This is a genomic window from Erythrobacter sp. 'gip.4 top 5', from assembly GCF_056495765.1.
The window spans coordinates 2,252,778-2,270,430 of record NZ_CP200270.1 but is presented as its reverse complement, the minus strand read 5'-3'; the positions used below and the strand labels follow the sequence as shown (position 1 = coordinate 2,270,430).

At 64.1% G+C, this 17,653-nt stretch carries 15 protein-coding genes; 12 read left to right on the top strand and 3 right to left on the bottom strand.

Annotation, left to right across the window (positions count from 1 at the left end; all coding sequences use genetic code 11):
- Positions 1-2: 2 nt before the first annotated feature.
- Together ACRANW_RS10950 and ACRANW_RS10945 are read right to left on the bottom strand one after the other, a co-directional pair.
- Positions 3-299, bottom strand: coding sequence for an acyl carrier protein (locus tag ACRANW_RS10950; protein ID WP_479431819.1), 297 nt, complete (start codon positions 297-299; stop codon positions 3-5).
- 89 nt (positions 300-388) lie between these two features.
- Positions 389-1,363, bottom strand: coding sequence for a GNAT family N-acetyltransferase (locus tag ACRANW_RS10945; protein ID WP_479431818.1), 975 nt, complete (start codon positions 1,361-1,363; stop codon positions 389-391).
- 20 nt (positions 1,364-1,383) lie between these two features.
- Between ACRANW_RS10945 and ACRANW_RS10940 the strand changes: the two genes are divergently transcribed.
- From ACRANW_RS10940 to ACRANW_RS10885, 12 genes are all read left to right on the top strand, one after another.
- A complete protein-coding gene (locus tag ACRANW_RS10940) occupies positions 1,384-2,931 on the top strand; it encodes an acyl-CoA ligase (AMP-forming), exosortase A system-associated (protein ID WP_479431817.1) in 1,548 nt (515 codons plus the stop codon).
- On the top strand, positions 2,928-4,154 hold the full coding sequence (locus tag ACRANW_RS10935) for a pyridoxal-dependent decarboxylase, exosortase A system-associated (protein ID WP_479431816.1): 1,227 nt from the start codon (positions 2,928-2,930) through the stop codon (positions 4,152-4,154). Before ACRANW_RS10940 ends, ACRANW_RS10935 begins: the two co-directional genes overlap by 4 nt.
- A 221-nt stretch (positions 4,155-4,375) precedes the next feature.
- Positions 4,376-5,017, top strand: coding sequence for an XrtA/PEP-CTERM system exopolysaccharide export protein (locus ACRANW_RS10930; protein WP_479433926.1), 642 nt, complete (start codon positions 4,376-4,378; stop codon positions 5,015-5,017).
- 15 nt (positions 5,018-5,032) lie between these two features.
- On the top strand, positions 5,033-6,553 hold the full coding sequence (locus tag ACRANW_RS10925) for an XrtA system polysaccharide chain length determinant (RefSeq protein ID WP_479431815.1): 1,521 nt from the start codon (positions 5,033-5,035) through the stop codon (positions 6,551-6,553).
- Between the two features lie 16 nt (positions 6,554-6,569).
- The gene (locus tag ACRANW_RS10920; protein WP_479431814.1) at positions 6,570-7,556 is read left to right on the top strand and encodes an AAA family ATPase; all 987 of its coding nucleotides are present in this window, start codon (positions 6,570-6,572) and stop codon (positions 7,554-7,556) included.
- 2 nt (positions 7,557-7,558) lie between these two features.
- Positions 7,559-9,202: a porin family protein gene (locus ACRANW_RS10915; protein ID WP_479431813.1), complete on the top strand. Its 1,644-nt coding sequence runs from the start codon at positions 7,559-7,561 to the stop codon at positions 9,200-9,202.
- Between the two features lie 16 nt (positions 9,203-9,218).
- On the top strand, positions 9,219-10,394 hold the full coding sequence (locus ACRANW_RS10910; protein WP_479431812.1) for an XrtA/PEP-CTERM system-associated ATPase: 1,176 nt from the start codon (positions 9,219-9,221) through the stop codon (positions 10,392-10,394).
- Positions 10,395-10,397: 3 nt separating this feature from the next.
- Entirely contained in the window at positions 10,398-11,336 is a 939-nt protein-coding gene (locus ACRANW_RS10905) for an XrtA system polysaccharide deacetylase (protein ID WP_479431811.1), read from the top strand.
- Positions 11,333-12,394 carry a FemAB family XrtA/PEP-CTERM system-associated protein gene (locus tag ACRANW_RS10900; RefSeq protein WP_479431810.1) on the top strand — a complete coding sequence of 354 codons (1,062 nt, stop codon included), beginning with the start codon at positions 11,333-11,335 and terminating at the stop codon, positions 12,392-12,394. Before ACRANW_RS10905 ends, ACRANW_RS10900 begins: the two co-directional genes overlap by 4 nt.
- Positions 12,328-13,626, top strand: a complete 1,299-nt coding sequence (locus ACRANW_RS10895; RefSeq protein WP_479431809.1) for a TIGR03087 family PEP-CTERM/XrtA system glycosyltransferase — start codon at positions 12,328-12,330, stop codon at positions 13,624-13,626. Before ACRANW_RS10900 ends, ACRANW_RS10895 begins: the two co-directional genes overlap by 67 nt.
- Positions 13,616-14,620 (top strand): exosortase A, encoded by a 1,005-nt coding sequence (gene xrtA / locus ACRANW_RS10890; protein WP_479431808.1) that lies wholly within the window; start codon positions 13,616-13,618, stop codon positions 14,618-14,620. The genes ACRANW_RS10895 and xrtA overlap by 11 nt, the downstream gene beginning before the upstream one ends.
- An 11-nt stretch (positions 14,621-14,631) precedes the next feature.
- Positions 14,632-16,530 carry an XrtA/PEP-CTERM system amidotransferase gene (locus ACRANW_RS10885; RefSeq protein ID WP_479431807.1) on the top strand — a complete coding sequence of 633 codons (1,899 nt, stop codon included), beginning with the start codon at positions 14,632-14,634 and terminating at the stop codon, positions 16,528-16,530.
- Here ACRANW_RS10885 and zapE read toward each other — a convergent pair.
- Positions 16,527-17,642: a cell division protein ZapE gene (zapE, locus tag ACRANW_RS10880; RefSeq protein WP_479431806.1), complete on the bottom strand. Its 1,116-nt coding sequence runs from the start codon at positions 17,640-17,642 to the stop codon at positions 16,527-16,529. The two genes, ACRANW_RS10885 and zapE, sit on opposite strands and share 4 nt — an antisense overlap.
- Positions 17,643-17,653 lie beyond the last annotated feature (11 nt).

Sequence of the window (17,653 nt, the reverse complement as noted above, 5' to 3'; positions counted from 1 at the left end):
GCCTAGCGGGGATCAAGCTTCGCCTGCGCAAATGCCAGCAATCCGCCGTATGTCTCGAGCATCTCGCCGTCGACATCGTCATCTTCGATCACGATGTGGAGACGGTCTTCCATTTCGGTGAGCAAACCGGCCACCGCCATCGAATCGAGTTCGGGGAGGTGGCCGAACAATCCCGTTTCCGGACTGAAGGCAGCGGCCTGCGCCGGGTCCAGCCCCAGCACATCAGCGATCAACGCCTTAAGTTCGCGATCAAGGGCGGCGCTGTCGGCAATGCCCTTGGTGGTCGGAATGGTCGTCATCGGCCATGAAGTCCCTATGCTACGCCGTGGCGGCGGGGCTTAGCCATGCGCGGGGCCGGGTGCAAGCGCCGCAACGGTTGTGGGAGGCTTCAGACGGCGCTGCGGCGCAGCGCCCGCTTGGCCAGCGGCGCCCAGCTTCGTGGCTGTGCCGGGTCGAGACAATCCACGCGAAAGCGCGGGCGCACCTCTTCCATCCAATCCGCCTTGTAAGGCTGATCGCCGGTGCCGAAGTCGACGAGATCGACCCGATCATTGTCAATCACGTGCGCGAACAGAGCGGCGGTAAGAGTGGTGCCGGCAGACAGCGGCTTGTGGCTTTCAAGGTGTGCGAGCTTATGAATATAAGCAATTGAATTTTCAACCGTCCAGCATTGCGCGGCGACCGCAATGCTATCGGCCCGCGCCACACCGAGCCGCAAGCGTCCCGCAGCGCCTTCGGCTTGCGCAAAAGCGCGCAGCATGGCGGGTTGGTCTTCAGCCGGTTTCCAGCTGGCGGCGTAAATCGCTTCGTATTCAGCCCACACGTCTGCGTCGAAATCGTCAAGGATCTCGACTGTCACCTTCTTCGCCTTCCGCTTCAAGGTCGTGCGCAGCGGGCCGGGGCGGCTTTGCCAGTATTCGGCAAAGCTGCGGCCCTGCACCGGCAGGATATGATTGATATCGCAAGGTTCCACCACGACATTCCAGCCCGCCGCCCGAAATGCCCGCGCCAAGCGCACGGCGGAACCGTCCTCCCCCGGCACAGGCTCAAGCGTCACGCGATAGCCCCGGTTTTTCAATTGCTGCGCGATCGCTTCAAGCAGACGATCGCCCGCTGCGCCGCCGGGCGCAAGGTCGCGCCAGGTGAAGCTATACCAGTTGCGCAACGGCGTGATCCGTCCGGATTCTTCGGTAAGCGCGAGGGCGGCGCTTGCATCAGCATCGCTTGCGATGGCAATCAAGGGCACGAGCCCCGAGCCGGCCAGCAGCGCAAACCACTCCGCCCGGTCGAAGGGCGCGGTGGCCGCTTGCGCAGTGAGTCCTTGCAAGACGTTAACGCTATCGTGATACCGCGCTTCGATCACGTGAAAGAATGCTCCCGTCCATGCCGCACCAGCCCGATCCTCTCCCGCGTCCGCTCGATCATCTGGCCGAACTGGCCGGAACGGCGGGGCGTGGGGAAGACCCTGCGCTGGTGCTTCGCGAGGGAACGCTTAACCACAATGAGTTAAGACAGCGTGTTGCTGTGCTGGCAGGCTGGCTTGCGCAATTGGTGCCGGAACGCGGCGCGCGGGTGGCAAGCTGGGCGGCCAAGGGCGAGCTGACCTGTGTGTTGCCACTGGCCGCTGCGCGCGCCGGCCTTGTGCACGTGCCGATCAACCCACTGCTCAAGCGCGCACAGGCCGCGCATATTCTCGCCGATAGCGGCGCTGCCTTGCTGATCGGGACAGATGCACGGCTTGCGTCGCTTGCGCCGGATGACCTGCCGCCCGGCTGCGCGGCTCTGGGCGAGGCCGAGGCGCTCGCGGCAGCCGTCGCGGCGGAGCGCGAACGGGGTCCGTCCACGGCCGATCCAGCGGAATTGGCCGCGATCCTTTATACGAGCGGCTCAACTGGGCGGCCCAAGGGTGTGATGCTGAGCCATGCGAATATGTGGCTGGGTGCAGTGAGTGTGGCGCAGTATCTGGAGCTGGCACGCGACGATGTGACGCTGGCAGTGCTGCCCCTGTCGTTCGATTACGGTCAGAGCCAGTTATTCAGCACGTGGGTTTCAGGCGGCTGTGTGGTGCCGCTCGACTTCCTGTTTCCCAGGGATGTCGCCAAGGCCTGTGCCAAGCACGGTATAACGACATTAGCCGCTGTGCCGCCGCTATGGGTGCAACTTACCGAAATCGAGTGGCCCGCAGACGCAGCCAAACCCTTGCGGCGGCTGACCAATAGCGGGGGCGCGCTGACGGTTGATCTCGTGCGATCCTTGCGCGGCCTGTTTCCCGATGCGCAGATGTTCCCGATGTATGGGCTGACCGAGGCGTTTCGTTCGACGTATCTTGATCCTGCAATGGTAGATTCGCGTCCCACCTCAATGGGTAAGGCGATACCCTTCGCAGAGATTCTCGTTATCAATGATGCCGGGGACCCGGCTGCGGATGACGAAGAAGGCGAGTTGGTCCATTGCGGCCCGCTGGTGGCGCAGGGTTACTGGCAGGATCCGGAGCGCACGGCGGAGCGGTTCAGGCCTGCGCCTGTGTCCTCGTCCTACGGCGGCGTAGCTGTGTGGTCCGGGGACCGGGTCAGACGTTCAGCCAAAGGCCTGCTTTATTTCGCCGGTCGACGCGATGCGATGATCAAGAGCGCCGGCAATCGCATCAGCCCGCAGGAGATGGAGGAGGCGGCGCTTGCCACTGGCCTCGTTGCCGAAGCTGTGGCGCTGGGCGTTGCGCACGCGCGGCTCGGGCAGGCGGTGCATCTGGTGGTGCGCGGCGTTGGCGATGAAGCGGCACAGGCAGAACTGCGCAAACAACTTCAGCGCGATCTTCCCAATTTCATGCAGCCACAGCATATCCACTGGCGCACCGCGATGCCGCTCAACCCGAATGGCAAGATCGATCGCACGGCGTTGCAGGCTGAGCTTACGAAGGAATATGGCGAATGAAGCCCGTCGGCCCGATCCCTGCCGGATACGAGACCATTGAGGGCGAACTCGCTATTGGTGGCAGACGTGCGAGTGCGCTGGTGGCCGAGGCGGGGCGCACGCCGCTGTTTGTCTACTCCCGCGCGCATCTGGACGCCCGCGTGGCCGAATTGCGCGCCGCGCTGCCTGCCCGTGTGGAGCTGAATTTTGCTGTGAAGGCCAACCCGCATCCTGCTGTAATTGCGCATATGGCATCGTTGGTGGACGGGTTTGACATCGCTTCCTCGGGCGAGCTGGCGCTGTGCCCGGCGGCGGGGATTGATCCCCGGCGGATCAGCTTTGCCGGGCCGGGCAAGCGTGATGACGAGCTGGAAGCGGCGATTGCGGTGGGCGTGACTCTCAATTGCGAAAGCGAGGGCGAGGGCGCACGTGCGCTTGCGATCGGCCAGCGATTGGGCATCGCGCCGCGCATCGCGGTCCGTGTCAATCCGAGCTTCGAAATGAAGGGTTCGGGCATGAAGATGGGCGGCGGGGCCAAGCAATTTGGTGTCGATGCCGAACGCGTGCCCGCACTCGCCCGCCTGCTGATTGCCGAAGGGGCTGAATGGCGCGGGCTGCATATCTTTACTGGCAGCCAGACGCTAAGTGCCGATGCAATTATCGAAGCGCAGGGCAACGTGCTGGATTTGGCCGCAGAACTGACAGATGCCATCGGCCATGGCTGCCCTAAGCTTAATATGGGCGGCGGGCTTGGCATCCCTTATTTCCCGGGCGACACGCCCGTTGATCTGGCGCGGGTCGGCGCGGCTTTGCGCGATCGCGTGGCCGATCTGCCTGCCGCGCTGGCTGACACTGAATTGTGCATCGAGCTGGGGCGTTACCTGGTGGGCGAGGCGGGGGTGTATCTGACCCGCATCATTGATCGCAAGGTGAGCCACGGCGTCACCTACCTTGTCACCGATGGGGGGCTGCATCACCAATTGGCTGCATCAGGGAATTTCGGAACGGTTGTGCGCCGCAATTACCCATCTGCCATTGCAACGCGTTACGGGATGGAAGCGACAGAGGCGGTCAATATCGTCGGCTGCCTTTGCACGCCGCTTGACCGGCTTGCGGACAATGCCGCGATGCCGGAGGCTCAAGTCGGCGATCTGGTCGCAGTGTTCTGCGCCGGAGCCTATGGCGCTACGGCGTCGCCAAGCGCGTTCCTTGGCCACGGTCCGGCGGCTGAACTGCTGGTGTGATCGCGCAGACGACCGCTCGACAGCCCGACAGCAGGTGAGGCGTTAATCCCTGAAAAACCGGTGTCCCATAGCGGGAAGGGTCCTCATTTGGCCCTGTATGACTAACCCATTGTTCACCATTTCCTGCGACAAGAACCCGGATATTCGGACGCCTCATGGCGCAGGGTGCTCCTGCGCCGATGCGGGCGGCCCAGCGTGAACTGACCAAGGATCTTCGACAAATGTTGCACCGCCTGCCTTTTTTGCGCCCCGCGGTTCTCAGTTTGAGCGTCGCTATGCTGGCGGCCTGCACGACCACGGGCAAGGAACTTCCGACGGCGAGTTACGGTGACGGCAGCGTTGCGCCGTCGGAAGAATACACCATCGGTCCGCTCGACGAGATTACCATTCACGTATGGCGCAACCCGGAACTCAGCGCGGACAAAGTGCGCGTGCGGCCTGATGGGCGCCTGACGATCCCGCTGGTGCAAGACATCCCGGCGGTCGGCAAGACCGCGACCGAACTGCAGGATTATATCGCGGGCGAGCTTGCCAAATATATCGAACAGCCGATTGTTTCGGTGATCGTCAACACACCTGAAGGCAATTTCACGCAGCAGGTGCGCATCATTGGTGCGACCGGCCAGCCGGCCTCGCTGCCCTATCGCGCCAATATGACGGTGCTCGATGCGATGATCGCGGTGGGCGGCCTCAACGAATTTGCTGCCGGAAACCGCGCCAAGCTGATCCGGCTGAACAACGATACCGGCACGCAGGCCGAATATCGGCTGCGATTGTCGGATCTTATCCGCAAAGGCGATGCGTCGGCCAATGTCATGCTGAAGCCGGGCGATACGATCATCATCCCCGAGAGCCGGTTCTAAGGGGCGGCCCGGGGGATGAACGAAATTTTCGACGAATTGCGCGCGGCGCTGTGGTCGGTGTGGCACCGGCGCTGGATCGCGATTGCGGTTGCCTGGGGCGTGTGCGTGCTTGGGTGGCTGGCCGTCAGCATGATCTCCAACACCTACGAATCCAAGGCGCGCGTCTATGTTGATGTGCAGGATGTGCTGTCCAAGCAGCTCGGCATTGCCGGCGACGGCAAGGAAGAGATGATGCGCGTGCGGCAAACGCTGTCGAGCGCCAAGAATCTCGAAAAGGTCGTCACTTCTACCCGTCTGGGCGAAGGCATCACCGAGCGCGGCGCGCTGGATACGATGATTGGCGAGCTGGAAAAGAAGGTGAAAGTGACCAGCGAGCAGGACAACCTGTTCGAAATCACCGCCGTGATCGGTCGCGGCGATCTGACCGATGCCGAGAACGCCGTGCTGGCGCGCGATGTGGTGCAGAAACTGCTCGATATTTTGCGGGAAGAGCACGTCATCGGCAATCGCACCGGGATCAGCACGGCGATCGGCGATCTTGATCGGCAGCTTGATGAGCGCAAGCTCGAACTGGAACAGGCCGAGCAGCGTCGCCTGACGTTTGAAGCGCAATATCCTGACCTCGCTGGCGGCTCGGACAGCCTTTCCAGCAAGGTCCAGCAGGCGCGTACCGAACTGCGCAATGTCGATGCCGATCTGGCGGCGGCGGAAAGTGGGCTGGCGGCGATTTCCTCGCAGCTTGCCGGAACGCCGCGTACGATCGCCGGAGGGCCGCAGGCAACGGGACCGCGTGCGGCGCTGCAACAGGCGCAGACCCAGCTTGCCGAATTGCGCTCGCGCGGGCTGACCGATAGCCATCCCGATGTGGTATCGACCAACCGACAGGTCGCGATCCTCGCCAAGCAAGCTGCCGCAGCAGGTGACGACGCAGGCGGCACGCCCAATCCCGCTTACGCGTCGTTGATCGCCATCAGGAGCGAGCGGCAGGCCTCGGTTGAAGCCTTGCAGGCGCGCCGTGCGGCACTGCAAAGCAATTTCGCGGGACTGATGGCCAGCCAGGCGAGTGAGCCGACAGTTGCGGCCGAAGCCAACCGCATCAGCCGCGACTATGATGTGCTGAGCCAGAATTACGAAAAGCTGCTGCAAGACCGTGAACAGCTGCGCACCCGCGGCCAGGTCGAGGACAAGGCCAGCCAGTTCCGCTTTGACATCATCCAGCAACCCGGTGTGCCGCAAAACCCTGCTGCGCCCGACCGCCCGCTGCTGTTGTTTGGCGTGTTGATCGCCGGCCTCGGAGCCGGGGTGGCAGTGGCCTATGCCTTGGCACAACTCAAATCGAGCTTTGCCACGCCGCAGAAACTTGAACGCGCTTTCGATCTGCCGGTGATCGGTTCGGTCTCGTTGACGGTGTCGCAAGCCGCCCGCGTGATCGAACGGCGCCGCTTGAAGCAGTTTGCCGGAGCCTGTGGCGGGCTGGGCCTGATGTTTGTGATCCTTGTCGCCATTGAGGTCGTCTCGATCGGAACGATTGCGTGAGGATGGGGGCCAAAGCATGACCGAGCAAGGCAAGATCAACCGCGAAGGCGCACGGCCCGTATCGCTGTTCGAACGCGCTGATGCCGCCTTTGGAATCGGCCCGGTGCGCGTGCCTGCGGTGCCTCCGGTGCCCCAAGCGGTTCGCCGCGCGCCTCCGCAGGCGCAGCCGCAGCCTGGACCAACAACCCCGATGGCTACGGCAAGGTCTGCGCCGGTGCTTGAGCCTGTCGTGGCAGAGGGAGAAACGCCGCGTCCGGTGGCTTTCTGCGGGCCGTTTGCGCCGATCGACCGTGAGCACCTGCGCGAAGGCGGGCTGATCGTGCCGGAAGATCCCGTGACCGGGCTTCTGGAAGAGTTCCGCATCGTCAAGCGTGAGCTGCTGGCCGATGCCCGCGCAGGGGGCGTGGCCGGTCACGGGGCGCTGTCGCGGCGCATTCTTGTGTGTTCGCCCCATCAGGGCGAGGGAAAGACCTATTGCGCCATCAATCTCGCCATTGCCCTTGCCGCTGAACGCGGGCTTGAGGTGCTGTTGGTGGATGCTGACGTGGTCAAGCCATCGGTGGCTCTGCGGCTTGGGATCGAGGCCGAACAGGGCCTGATGGATGCCCTTGCCGATCCCGCGATTGCGCCGGAAAGTTTGGTGATCCGTACCGATATCGAAGGCCTGTTTGTGCTGCCTGCGGGCGCGGCGTCCTCGCTCGATGCCGAATATCTTGCCAGTGCACGGACGGGTGACGTGCTGGACCGGCTGACGCAAGGCGCGCCGGACCGGATCGTGATTTTCGACACACCGCCTGCGCTGGCCGCGTCGCCCGCTGCCGAACTGGCCCAGCATGTCGGACAGGCATTGTTGGTGGTGCGTGCGGATGAAACCAGCCGCGCCGCGCTGGAGGATGCCCAGCAGCTCCTGTCGGCCTGCGGCGATATCAAGCTTTTGCTGAATGCCGCGCGCTACAGCCCCTCGGGGCGGCGTTTCGGCACATATGGCACCAAGGGGAAATGACGATGCGTGCCCGCACATTTGCGACCGCACTGATGGCCGCCGGCTTCATCGCCGCTGCGGCCCCGGCGCTCGCGCAATCGCAAGATCTGGGGCAGGGGGGCGATGCGCCCGGCCAACGAGCCAATCGCGTGGTGCAGCCTTACATCGAGGTCGGGCAGATCGTTTCGGCCGAGCTCACCCCCGGCAATGATGTCGTCACCTTCACGCAGGTGGCCGTTGGCGTCGATGTCAATGTGCAGGGCCGCAACAGCGGCGCGGCTGTATCGGTGCGCTATGAGCGCAATATCGGCTATGGTGACAATAGCATCGATACCGATACGATCAGTGGGATTGCGCGCGGCACCCTGGCGCTGGTGCCGAACACCCTCAGCCTGGAAGCAGGCGCGCTGGCGTCGCGCAGCCGGATTGATGCGGGCGGCGGCACCACGGCCAATCCGTTGGTGCGGAACGATGGCGAGAGCCGCCTGTACAGTGTCTTCGCCGGCCCCAGCCTCAACACCCGCGTCGGCGTGGTTGATGTGCAAGGGTTGGCGCGGGTTGGCTACAACCGTTTCGAAGCTGACGACGCACTGGTGACGCAACAAGGTGCGGTGGTTGATGTGTTCGATGACAGCGTGACCTATCTAGGCCAGCTGCGCGCCGGGGTCCGTCCCGGCGACGTGCTGCCGGTGGGCCTGGCGGTGACGGCAGGTGGTTTTCAGGAGGACATCGGCAATCTCGATCAGCGCGTGCGCGATCTCTACGTGCGCGGCGATGTGACCGTGCCGTTGACCCGCAGCCTCGCCTTGGTAGCAGGCGCGGGTTACGAGGATGTGGAGATTTCCAGCCGTGATGCACTGCGCGATGCCAATGGCGCGCCGGTGATCGGCGCCGATGGCCGCTTTGTAACTGATAGCACCGCGCCGCGCCGGATCGCCTTTGATGTTGACGGGTTGCTGTGGGATGTCGGCGTGTTGTGGCGTCCGTCGTCACGCACCAGCCTGCAGGCGGCGGTCGGGCGGCGCTACGATTCCACCACCTATTACGGCACCTTCACCTATGTCCCCAATGCGCGCAGCGCTTTTGCCGTGTCAGTTTATGACGGGGTGAGCGGTATCGGCGGCACGCTGGGCAACGCACTCGCCGGGCTTGGCAGCGATTTCGAAGCAATCCGCAATCCTGTGACTGGCGATTTCGGCGGATTGGTCAGCGGGACCGAAGGGCAGGCCTTGATCGGCGGGATCGGTTCCACCCGTTCTGCTGTCTTCAGAGGCCGCGGAGTCCTCGCATCCTATCAGCGCACGATGGGCCGCACAGTGGCGGCGCTGGGCGCAGGCTATGACCGGCGCACCTTCATCGCAGCGGCGGGAACCGTGCTTGCTCCGGTAAATGGCCTCACGGATGAAAGCTATTACGTGATCGGCGGCCTCACGCGCGAAGTGGGCCGCAACGCCAACATCACCGCCAATGCCTATGCCAACTGGTTCGATGCGGCGGGCAGCAACAACGATGTGACGGCCTACGGCGCGTCGGCGGCCTATAACCAGTCGATCACCCAGCGCCTGACGGGACGGGCTGCGATTGCGGTTGATTACTTCGACAGCGAATTCAGCGCGCAGGATTTCGCCTTTGCGACCGCGCTGGTCGGCCTGCGTTACGATTTCTGACGGGGATACTCGGCTTATGTACGAACAATTCTACGGCTTCAGCGGACGGCCCTTTCAGCTCACCCCCGATCCGCAATTCTATTTTGAAAGCACTAGCCATAAAAAGGCGATGAGCTACCTTGGCTATGGCCTGGCGCAAGGTGAGGGCTTCATCGTCATCACCGGCGAAATTGGCGCGGGCAAATCCACGCTGGTGGCGCATTTAATGGAGCGGATCGATCCGGCGGCGCTAACGGCGGCGCAGGTCGTCACCAGCGCATTGGACGGCGAAGAGATCGTCCATATTGTGGCGCAGGCCTTCGGGTTGCAGGTCGAAGGACATGACAAGGCCACCGCGCTGGGCGCGATCGAACGGTTCCTGCAAGACGAAGCGCGTGCCGGACGCCGCTGTCTTCTGGTGGTGGACGAATGCCAGAACCTTGATCTCGAAGCGTTGGAGGAGCTGCGGATGCTGTCCAACTTCCAGCTTGGCGCGCATCCCTTGCTGCAAAGCCTGCTTCTGGGCCAGCCCGAGTTTCGGCGCACGCTCGCCCATCATCCGGGGCTGGAGCAGCTGCGCCAGCGGATCATCGCCTCGCATCACCTAGAAGCGTTGGATAGCGGTGAGGTGGAACATTATGTCCGCCACCGGTTGAATCATGTTGGCTGGACCGATCGCCCGCTGTTCGATGACGGGCTGCTGGACGCGCTCTATCGCCACAGCGATGGCATCCCGCGCCGGGTCAACCAGATTATGAACCGCCTGCTGTTGCTTGGCGCAATCGAGGAACGCGATACGCTCAGCCCGGCGATGCTTGACGAGGTCATCGCGGAAATGGCGTCGGATCAGAACCGCGGCGCGCGCGGGCAGAGCGATCTGCGCACGGCGCCTGCGGCTGTGCCCTTCGCCAGCCCGCCGGTGGAGCAAGGACACCTGCCTGCCACCGAAGTTGCCGCCCTGCTGGCCGAACGCGATGCCCGAACCGCTGAACTCGAAGCGGCGATCGGGGAACTGCAGGCTGCCGGGATGGACCAGACCGGCGCGGATGGCGAGAGCCTTTCGCCTGAAGAAATGCGCATGGCCGAGGCACGCTTCGCTGCCGCGCTGGCCCGCATCGAGAGCCGGCTTGAGGAGCAGGAGCAATCCTTCCGTCACGTGCTCACCATGCTGATCGAATGGCTTGAAGAAGACCCGTCGCGCGAGGCGGCGTAGATCATGAACGGTTCTTTTCCCTATCAGCCCGCAGGCGCGGCGCCCTGTATTGTCAACGGCCTGTCGGTCGATGTCGAGGACTGGTTCCAGGTCGGCGCCTTCGAGAACGTGATCGCGCGCGGCGAGTGGGACAGCATCAAGACCCGCGTGGAGGACAATGTCTACCGCGTGATCGACCTCTTCGCCGAGGCCGATGTCACCGCGACCTTTTTCACGCTGGGCTGGGTGGCGCAGCGCCATCCGGAGATGATCCGCCGTATTGCGGACGCCGGGCATGAACTGGCCAGCCACGGTTACGACCATGCGCGGGTGTTCACCTTCAGCCGCAAGGAGTTCGCAGACGATATCCGCAAGGCCCGCGCCATCATTGAGGATTGTTCGGGCCATGCGGTCACCGGCTATCGCGCGCCCAGCTTTTCGATCGACAGCCGCACGCCTTGGGCCTTCGCTGAATTGGCCGAGCAGGGCTATGTCTATTCCTCCAGCGTCGCGCCGGTCGCGCATGACCATTATGGCTGGCCCGAAGCGCCGCGCTTTGCCTTCAAGCCGCTGCCGTGGTCGCCGCTGATCGAGCTGCCGGTGACCACTGCGATCCTTGGCGGGCGGCGCGTGGCGGCGGGCGGAGGCGGGTTCTTCCGGGTGCTGCCCTATGGTTTTTCACGCTGGGCCATCCGGCAGGTGAACCGCGCCGAAGGCCGCCCGGCAGTGTTCTATTTCCATCCGTGGGAAGTTGATCCGCAGCAACCGCGCGTCGGCCACGCGCCGCTGCGCTCGCGCTTCCGGCATTACACCGGGCTGGCGCGCATGGCCGATAAGCTGCGCGGACTGGTGCAGGATTTCCGCTGGGGCCGGATGGATCTGGTCGCCCACCGCGAAGCGGCACGGGCCGAAGATCTGTACCTGCCCGCCGCCGGCCCGTCGGCGGCGGATATTGCGGCATGAACGCGCCGGTGAAGGCCGGGACACGTGTGCGCGCCGCCGACCTGCGCGATCCACTGGAGGTGCGCCGGATCGAGGGCTTTGTTGCCGATGTCGGCGCAAGCCTGTTCCACCGTCCGGCTTGGTTACAGGGTATCGAAGCTGGCACTGGCCAACGCGCCGGCGGGCTGGTGGCCGAGCGTTTGGGCGTGGTGACGGGCTGGTTGCCGCTGACCGAAGTGCGTTCGCCCCTGTTCGGCAAGGCCTTGGTGTCCAGCGGCTTCGGCGTCGGCGGCGGGATCATTGCTGATAGCGCCGAAGCTGCCGAGGCACTGGCCGACGCGGCGCAGGACCACGCGGTGCGCGGCGGTTTTTTCGGCATCGAACTTCGCGGGGGAACGATCCCGCAAGGTTGGGAACAGTGGAGCGATAAGCATTGCGGCTTTGAACGCCTGCTCGCCGCCGATGATAACGCCGAATTGCTGGCGATCCCGCGCAAAGCCCGCGCCGAGGTGCGCAAAGGGCTGGGTTTCGGTCACCGGGTGACAATTGGCCGCGGCGCCAGTGATGTTAGCGCGCATTACACCTGTTACAGCCAAAGCGTGCGCAACCTTGGCACGCCGGTGTTCCCCAAACGCCTGTTCACCGCAATGTTGACAGCCTTTCCTGATAACAGCGATATTCTGACCGTCTGGCAGAGCGATACGCCGCTCGCGAGTGTGCTGAGCTTCTATCACGAGGGGGCGGTGCTGCCGTTCTGGGGCGGGGGCGCGTTCGCCGCTCGCGCTGCCCGCGCCAATGACGTGATGTACTACGAACTGATGCTTCATGCACGGCGCCAGGGAGTGCAGCGCTTTGATTTCGGACGCTCCAAAACCGGCAGCGGGCCATTTGCGTTCAAGAAGAATTGGGGCTTTGATCCGCTGCCCCTGACCTATGGCGCATGGACCGCGCCGGGCCGGCCGCCGCGCAATATCGACCCGACCGACGCCAGCTATTCCCGCAAGATCGATCTGTGGAAGAGGCTGCCGCTGCCCATCGCGAATACACTGGGGCCGTGGATCGCGCGCGGGCTGGCGTGATGGGCGACATCCTGTTCCTTGCCCACCGGGTGCCGTTCCCGCCGGATCGCGGCGACCGGATCCGCTCGCACAACCTGCTGAAGGCGCTCGCGGGCCTCGCGCCTGTGCATGTCGGGTGCTTTGCCGAAGGGTCTGGTGCGGGTGCAAATGTGGGTGAGGACGCTTTGGCAGCGTTAGCGTCATCACACTGCATCGCCCAGCGCACCAAGCCTCTGCCGCTCGCCGGGATCGAAGCGGTGCTGACGGGAAAGCCGGTCAGCGTGACTGCGTTTCATTCCGGCAAGCTGGCCGATTGGGTGCGGCAAACCATTGCAACGCGCAACATCACGGCCATCGTCGTGTTTTCGGGCCAGATGGGGCAATATGTGCCCGATGATTTCGCGGGCCGCGTCGTTATCGACCTGTGCGATGTCGATAGCGCCAAGTTTGCCAGCTACGCCGCCGCGGGCGAGCGGGTCTGGCTCAACGCGCGCGAGGCACGACTGCTGGCGGTAGAGGAAGAGCGGCTCGGCACACGCGCCGATGCGACGATCCTGATTTCTGAAGCCGAAGCGGCGCTGTATCGCAGCCGTCTGACGGCGCCGGACAAGGTCAATGTGCAGGTGATCGGCAACGGTATTAACGCAGCGTTCTTCGATCCTGCGGCCACGACGCCCGATCCGGTGATGGCCGGCCTGCCGGGGCCGCATTTCACCTTTACTGGGCAGATGGATTATCGTCCCAATGAACAGGCCGCGCTGTGGATAATCGCGGCGCTGCTACCATCCTTTCGCGCCCGCTTCCCGCAGGCGGTCTTCCATGTGGTCGGTCGCAATCCCACCGCCCGGCTGATGGCGTATCATGGCACGCCGGGCGTCCGGATCTGGGGCGAAGTGCCCGACGTGCGCCCCTTCATCGCCGCTGCCGATGCCGTTCTCGCGCCCCTGCTGATCGCGCGCGGGGTCCAGAACAAGGTGCTCGAAGCGATGGCGATGGCCAAGCCCGTGGTGCTGACGCCAGAGGCCGCAACCGGCATCGCCGCCCGCGATGGCGCCGAATGGCTTATCTGCCCGCCCGATCCCGATGCCATGTCGGCCCGCATTGCGGATTTGCTTGGCTGTCCTGAGACCCCCACCCGCATTGGTGCCAATGCGCGCGCCTTCGTGCTTGAACATCATGGCTGGGAAGCAATGCTCGCGCCGCTTGCAGGCCTTTTGGCCAACCGCACAGAAAGCCACCGCCATGCCGCCTGACACGGTAACTCTGCCCGCTCCGGCAAGCGCATCGCGCATCCCTGCCGCATGGCGCGCACCGCTTGGCGCGCTTGCAGTGGCAGCCATGGCGCTTATCGCGGTTACGGCGCAAAGCTGGGGCGCGATGTTCCACCAGTGGTGGAATATCGACACCTATAACCACCTGCTGCTTGTCCCCTTCATCGCCATCTGGCTGGTGGCGCTGAAAGAGGATGAACTGGCCGCGATGACCCCGCAGGCCTTTTGGCCCGGCCTTGGGTTGGTCGCTGTAGGGCTTGGCATTTGGAGCGCGGGCGAGGCGACGGACATCAATCTGCTGGCGCAGGCAGGGGCCGTTGGCGCGCTGCAGGCGGCGGTCGTCACTGTGCTGGGCTTACGCGTCAGCCTGCTTCTGGCGTTGCCGCTCGCCTATACCAGCTTTCTGGTTCCGTTCGGCGACGAGATCATTCCTCCCCTGCAAGCGATCACCGCGGCCATCGCGATCACGCTCACGCACGCAAGCGGTGTCCCGGCGCAGATCGAGGGGATTTATATCGACACGCCGGCGGGCCTGTTCATCGTTGCCGAGGCGTGTTCTGGCGTGAAGTTCCTGATCGCGATGGTGACACTGGCGGTGCTGGTGTGCTTCACCCGGTTTGAACGCTGGCGCCGCCGTGTGGCCCTCCTTGCGGCCTGTATCATCGTCCCGATCCTCGCCAATGGGGTGAGGGCCTGGGCGACGATCTATGTCGCGCAATTTATCGGGGCAGAGCGGGCAACGGGCTTTGACCATATCGTCTATGGCTGGATTTTCTTTGCCCTTATCGTCGCGGCACTGCTGGGCGCCGCATGGCGGTTTTTTGAACGCGAACCAGAGGTCTATGGCTGGCGCGCCGAGACAATCGCCGGTTGGTCTTTGGTCACCCGCGCCGAACGGTTCCGCGTCGCGCCCGCAACAGCGGCGCTCGCGATCATTGCGCTTGCGGCAATTGCCGCGCTGACCGCGCTGCTCTAGGCGGCAAGACCATGTGCGGGATTGCCGGGATATTTCATGCCGAAACACCAAAGCCGGTCGATCCGTTACGGGTTGAGCGGATGTGCGACGCGCTGGCCCACCGTGGGCCGGACGGGGCAGGGGTGTGGACCGATCAGGGCGTAGGCCTCGGCCATCGCCGCTTGTCGATCATCGACGTTGCCGGATCGCCCCAGCCGATGCATTCGGCCGATAACCGCGCCGTGATCGTCTTCAACGGCGAGATCTACAATTTCCGTGAATTGCGCCGGGATCTGGAGCAGTCAGGCTTCACCTTCCGCACGTCGGGCGATACCGAAGTGATCCTGGCCGAGTGGCAGCGCTGGGGGCCGGATTGCCTCAAGCGGTTCGACGGGATGTTCGCCTTCGCGCTGTTTGACCGGGATAAGCGGCAACTGTTTCTGGCCCGCGACCGTTTCGGGGTAAAGCCCCTGTTCCATGCCGCACTGTCTGACGGCAGTATCGCCTTCGCTTCGGAACTGAAAGGCCTGCTCTCCCATCCGCTGCTGCGCCGTCGCGTGAACCCGCAGGCCATCGAGGCTTACATGACCTGGGGCTACGTGCCCGATACCCATTCGATCCTCGCGGGCGTTGAAAAGCTGCCTGCGGGCCATTTCTGGCTGCTGGAGCAGGGCAAGGCGCCGGGTCGTCCGCAGCGCTGGTGGGACATTGACTTCACACAGCGCGAGCGCGGGAGCGAGGCAGACCTGTCAGCGCAACTCATCCACCTGCTGCGCGAAGGCGTGCGGTCACGCATGGTGTCGGACGTGCCATTAGGCGCGTTTCTATCGGGCGGCGTGGACAGTTCAGGCGTCGTCGCGCTGATGAGCGAGGCGAGCGCTGCGCCGGTGCAGACATGCTCGATCGGCTTCGATGTCGCCGCCTACGACGAAACCAGTTACGCCCGTCAAGTCGCCGCCAAGTTCGGCGCGGATCATGCCGAGCGGATTGTGGCGACCGATGATTTTGGCGCGATCGACAGCCTGGCGGCGATGTTTGATGAGCCCTTTGCTGACGCTTCGGCGCTGCCAACCTGGCGCGTGTGCCAGCTTGCGCGCGAGCGGGTGACCGTCGCGCTTTCGGGTGATGGCGCGGACGAGGCTTTCGGCGGATATCGGCGGCAAGTGTTTCACCATCACGAGGAACGGGCACGCTCCGTTCTGCCCGCAGGCTTTCGCGCCCCGCTGTTTGGCGCATTGGGCCGCGCCTGGCCCAAGGCTGACTGGGCGCCGCGCCCGCTGCGCGCCAAATCGACCTTGCTCGCGCTCGCGGAAAGCGGCGAGGAAGGGTATGCGCGTGGCCTTTCCGTAACGCTCCCCGATGCCCGCCGGGCGCTCTACTCCGACGCTTTCACGGCCAGCCTCGAAGGCTTCCGGGGCGAGGATGAACTGATCGCACTGATGCGCGCCGCACCGGGCCGTTCGGGGCTCGACCGCGCACAATATGCCGACCTTGCGTTCTGGATGCCCGGTGACATCCTCACCAAGGTGGACCGCACCAGCATGGCGGTCAGCCTCGAAGCGCGTGAACCGCTGCTCGATCACCGTCTGGTGGAGTTTGCTGCACGGTTGCCTGAAGCGATGCGGGTAAAGGGCCGTACGGGCAAATATCTGCTCAAAAAGTCGCTCGAACGCTATCTGCCGCATGATATTCTTTACCGGCCCAAGCAGGGTTTCGTGACCCCGATTGCCGAATGGTTGCGCGGGCCGCTTGCGGGCGCGGCTCGGGGGATTGGCACAAGTGGCGGACTGGCGCAGACCGGGTTCTTCGACCAGAAAGCGATCAGCACTATGGCCGAGGCCCATATTGCGGGCCGCGCGGATCATTCGCGCACCCTGTGGCAATTGCTGATGCTGGAAAAATCGCTCACCCAGCTCGGGCCGAGTGCCTAGCCTTCCGTGCCGTGGCCCTGTGCCATGTATTCGGCGCTCTGCATTTCATTGAGACGGCTGACCGTCCGTTCGAACTCGAACGTCCCTTCGCCCGATTGGTACAACTCTTCCGGCACGGCCGCCGCAGTGACAAACAGCTTCACGCGGTGTTCGTAAAGCGCGTCGATCAGCTTGGTGAAGCGGATCGCCTCGTTGCGGTTCTCCGGTCCCATCTTCGGGATGCCGACGAGGATCACGGTGTGGAACGCCTGCGCGATGGCGAGGTAATCCGCCGCTCCGCGGTTTTCGGCGCACAGCTTCATGAAACTGAACACGCCCACACCTTTCAGGCATTTGGGGACATGCAGGCTGCGGCCTCCGCCCAGATCGAGCGCGCCGCTGGGCACATGGGCAGCATCCTCCGGTTCGAAGTCGGTCAGGCGGAAGAACGCCTCGCGCACCTGCGCCGTCGCAGCGTCGCCGAACGGTGCATGCCACGTCGCCAGATCGCCGATGCGGTCAAGCCGGTAATCGGTCGGGCCGTTCAGCGACACCACGTCCATTTCGCGCGTCACCAATGCGATGAAAGGCAGGAACAGCGAACGGTTGAGACCGTCCTTGTAGAGATCGGACGGGGGCCGGTTGCTGGTGGTGACGATCACCGTGCCGGCTTCCATCAGCGCGGCAAAGAACCGCCCCATGATCGCGGCGTCCGCAGTGTTGTTGACCACCATCTCGTCAAACGCGAGGCAGCGCACCTCGTCGGCAAGCTGATGGGCCACGGCAATCAGCGGGTCCGGTACGTGCGCCTTGCGGGCCGCGGCAATGCGGCGGTCGATATCGAGCATGAAGGCGTGAAAATGGACACGGCGTTTGGCCGCTATGCCGAGCGTTTCGTGGAACAGATCCATCAGCATCGACTTGCCGCGCCCGACTCCGCCCCAGATATACAAGCCACGCGGTGTCGGCAGCTTTTTCCCAAACAGTTTTCCCAGCAACCCGCCCGATGGTGCATCAACTTCGAGCTCAGTCTGGAGCGCCGCGAGCTTCTCCACCGCAGCGCGCTGATCGGGGTCGGCGCGCAGCTCTGCGCTGGCGATCAGCGCGTCATAACGGTCGAGGAGACTGGACATCAGGGGCTTGC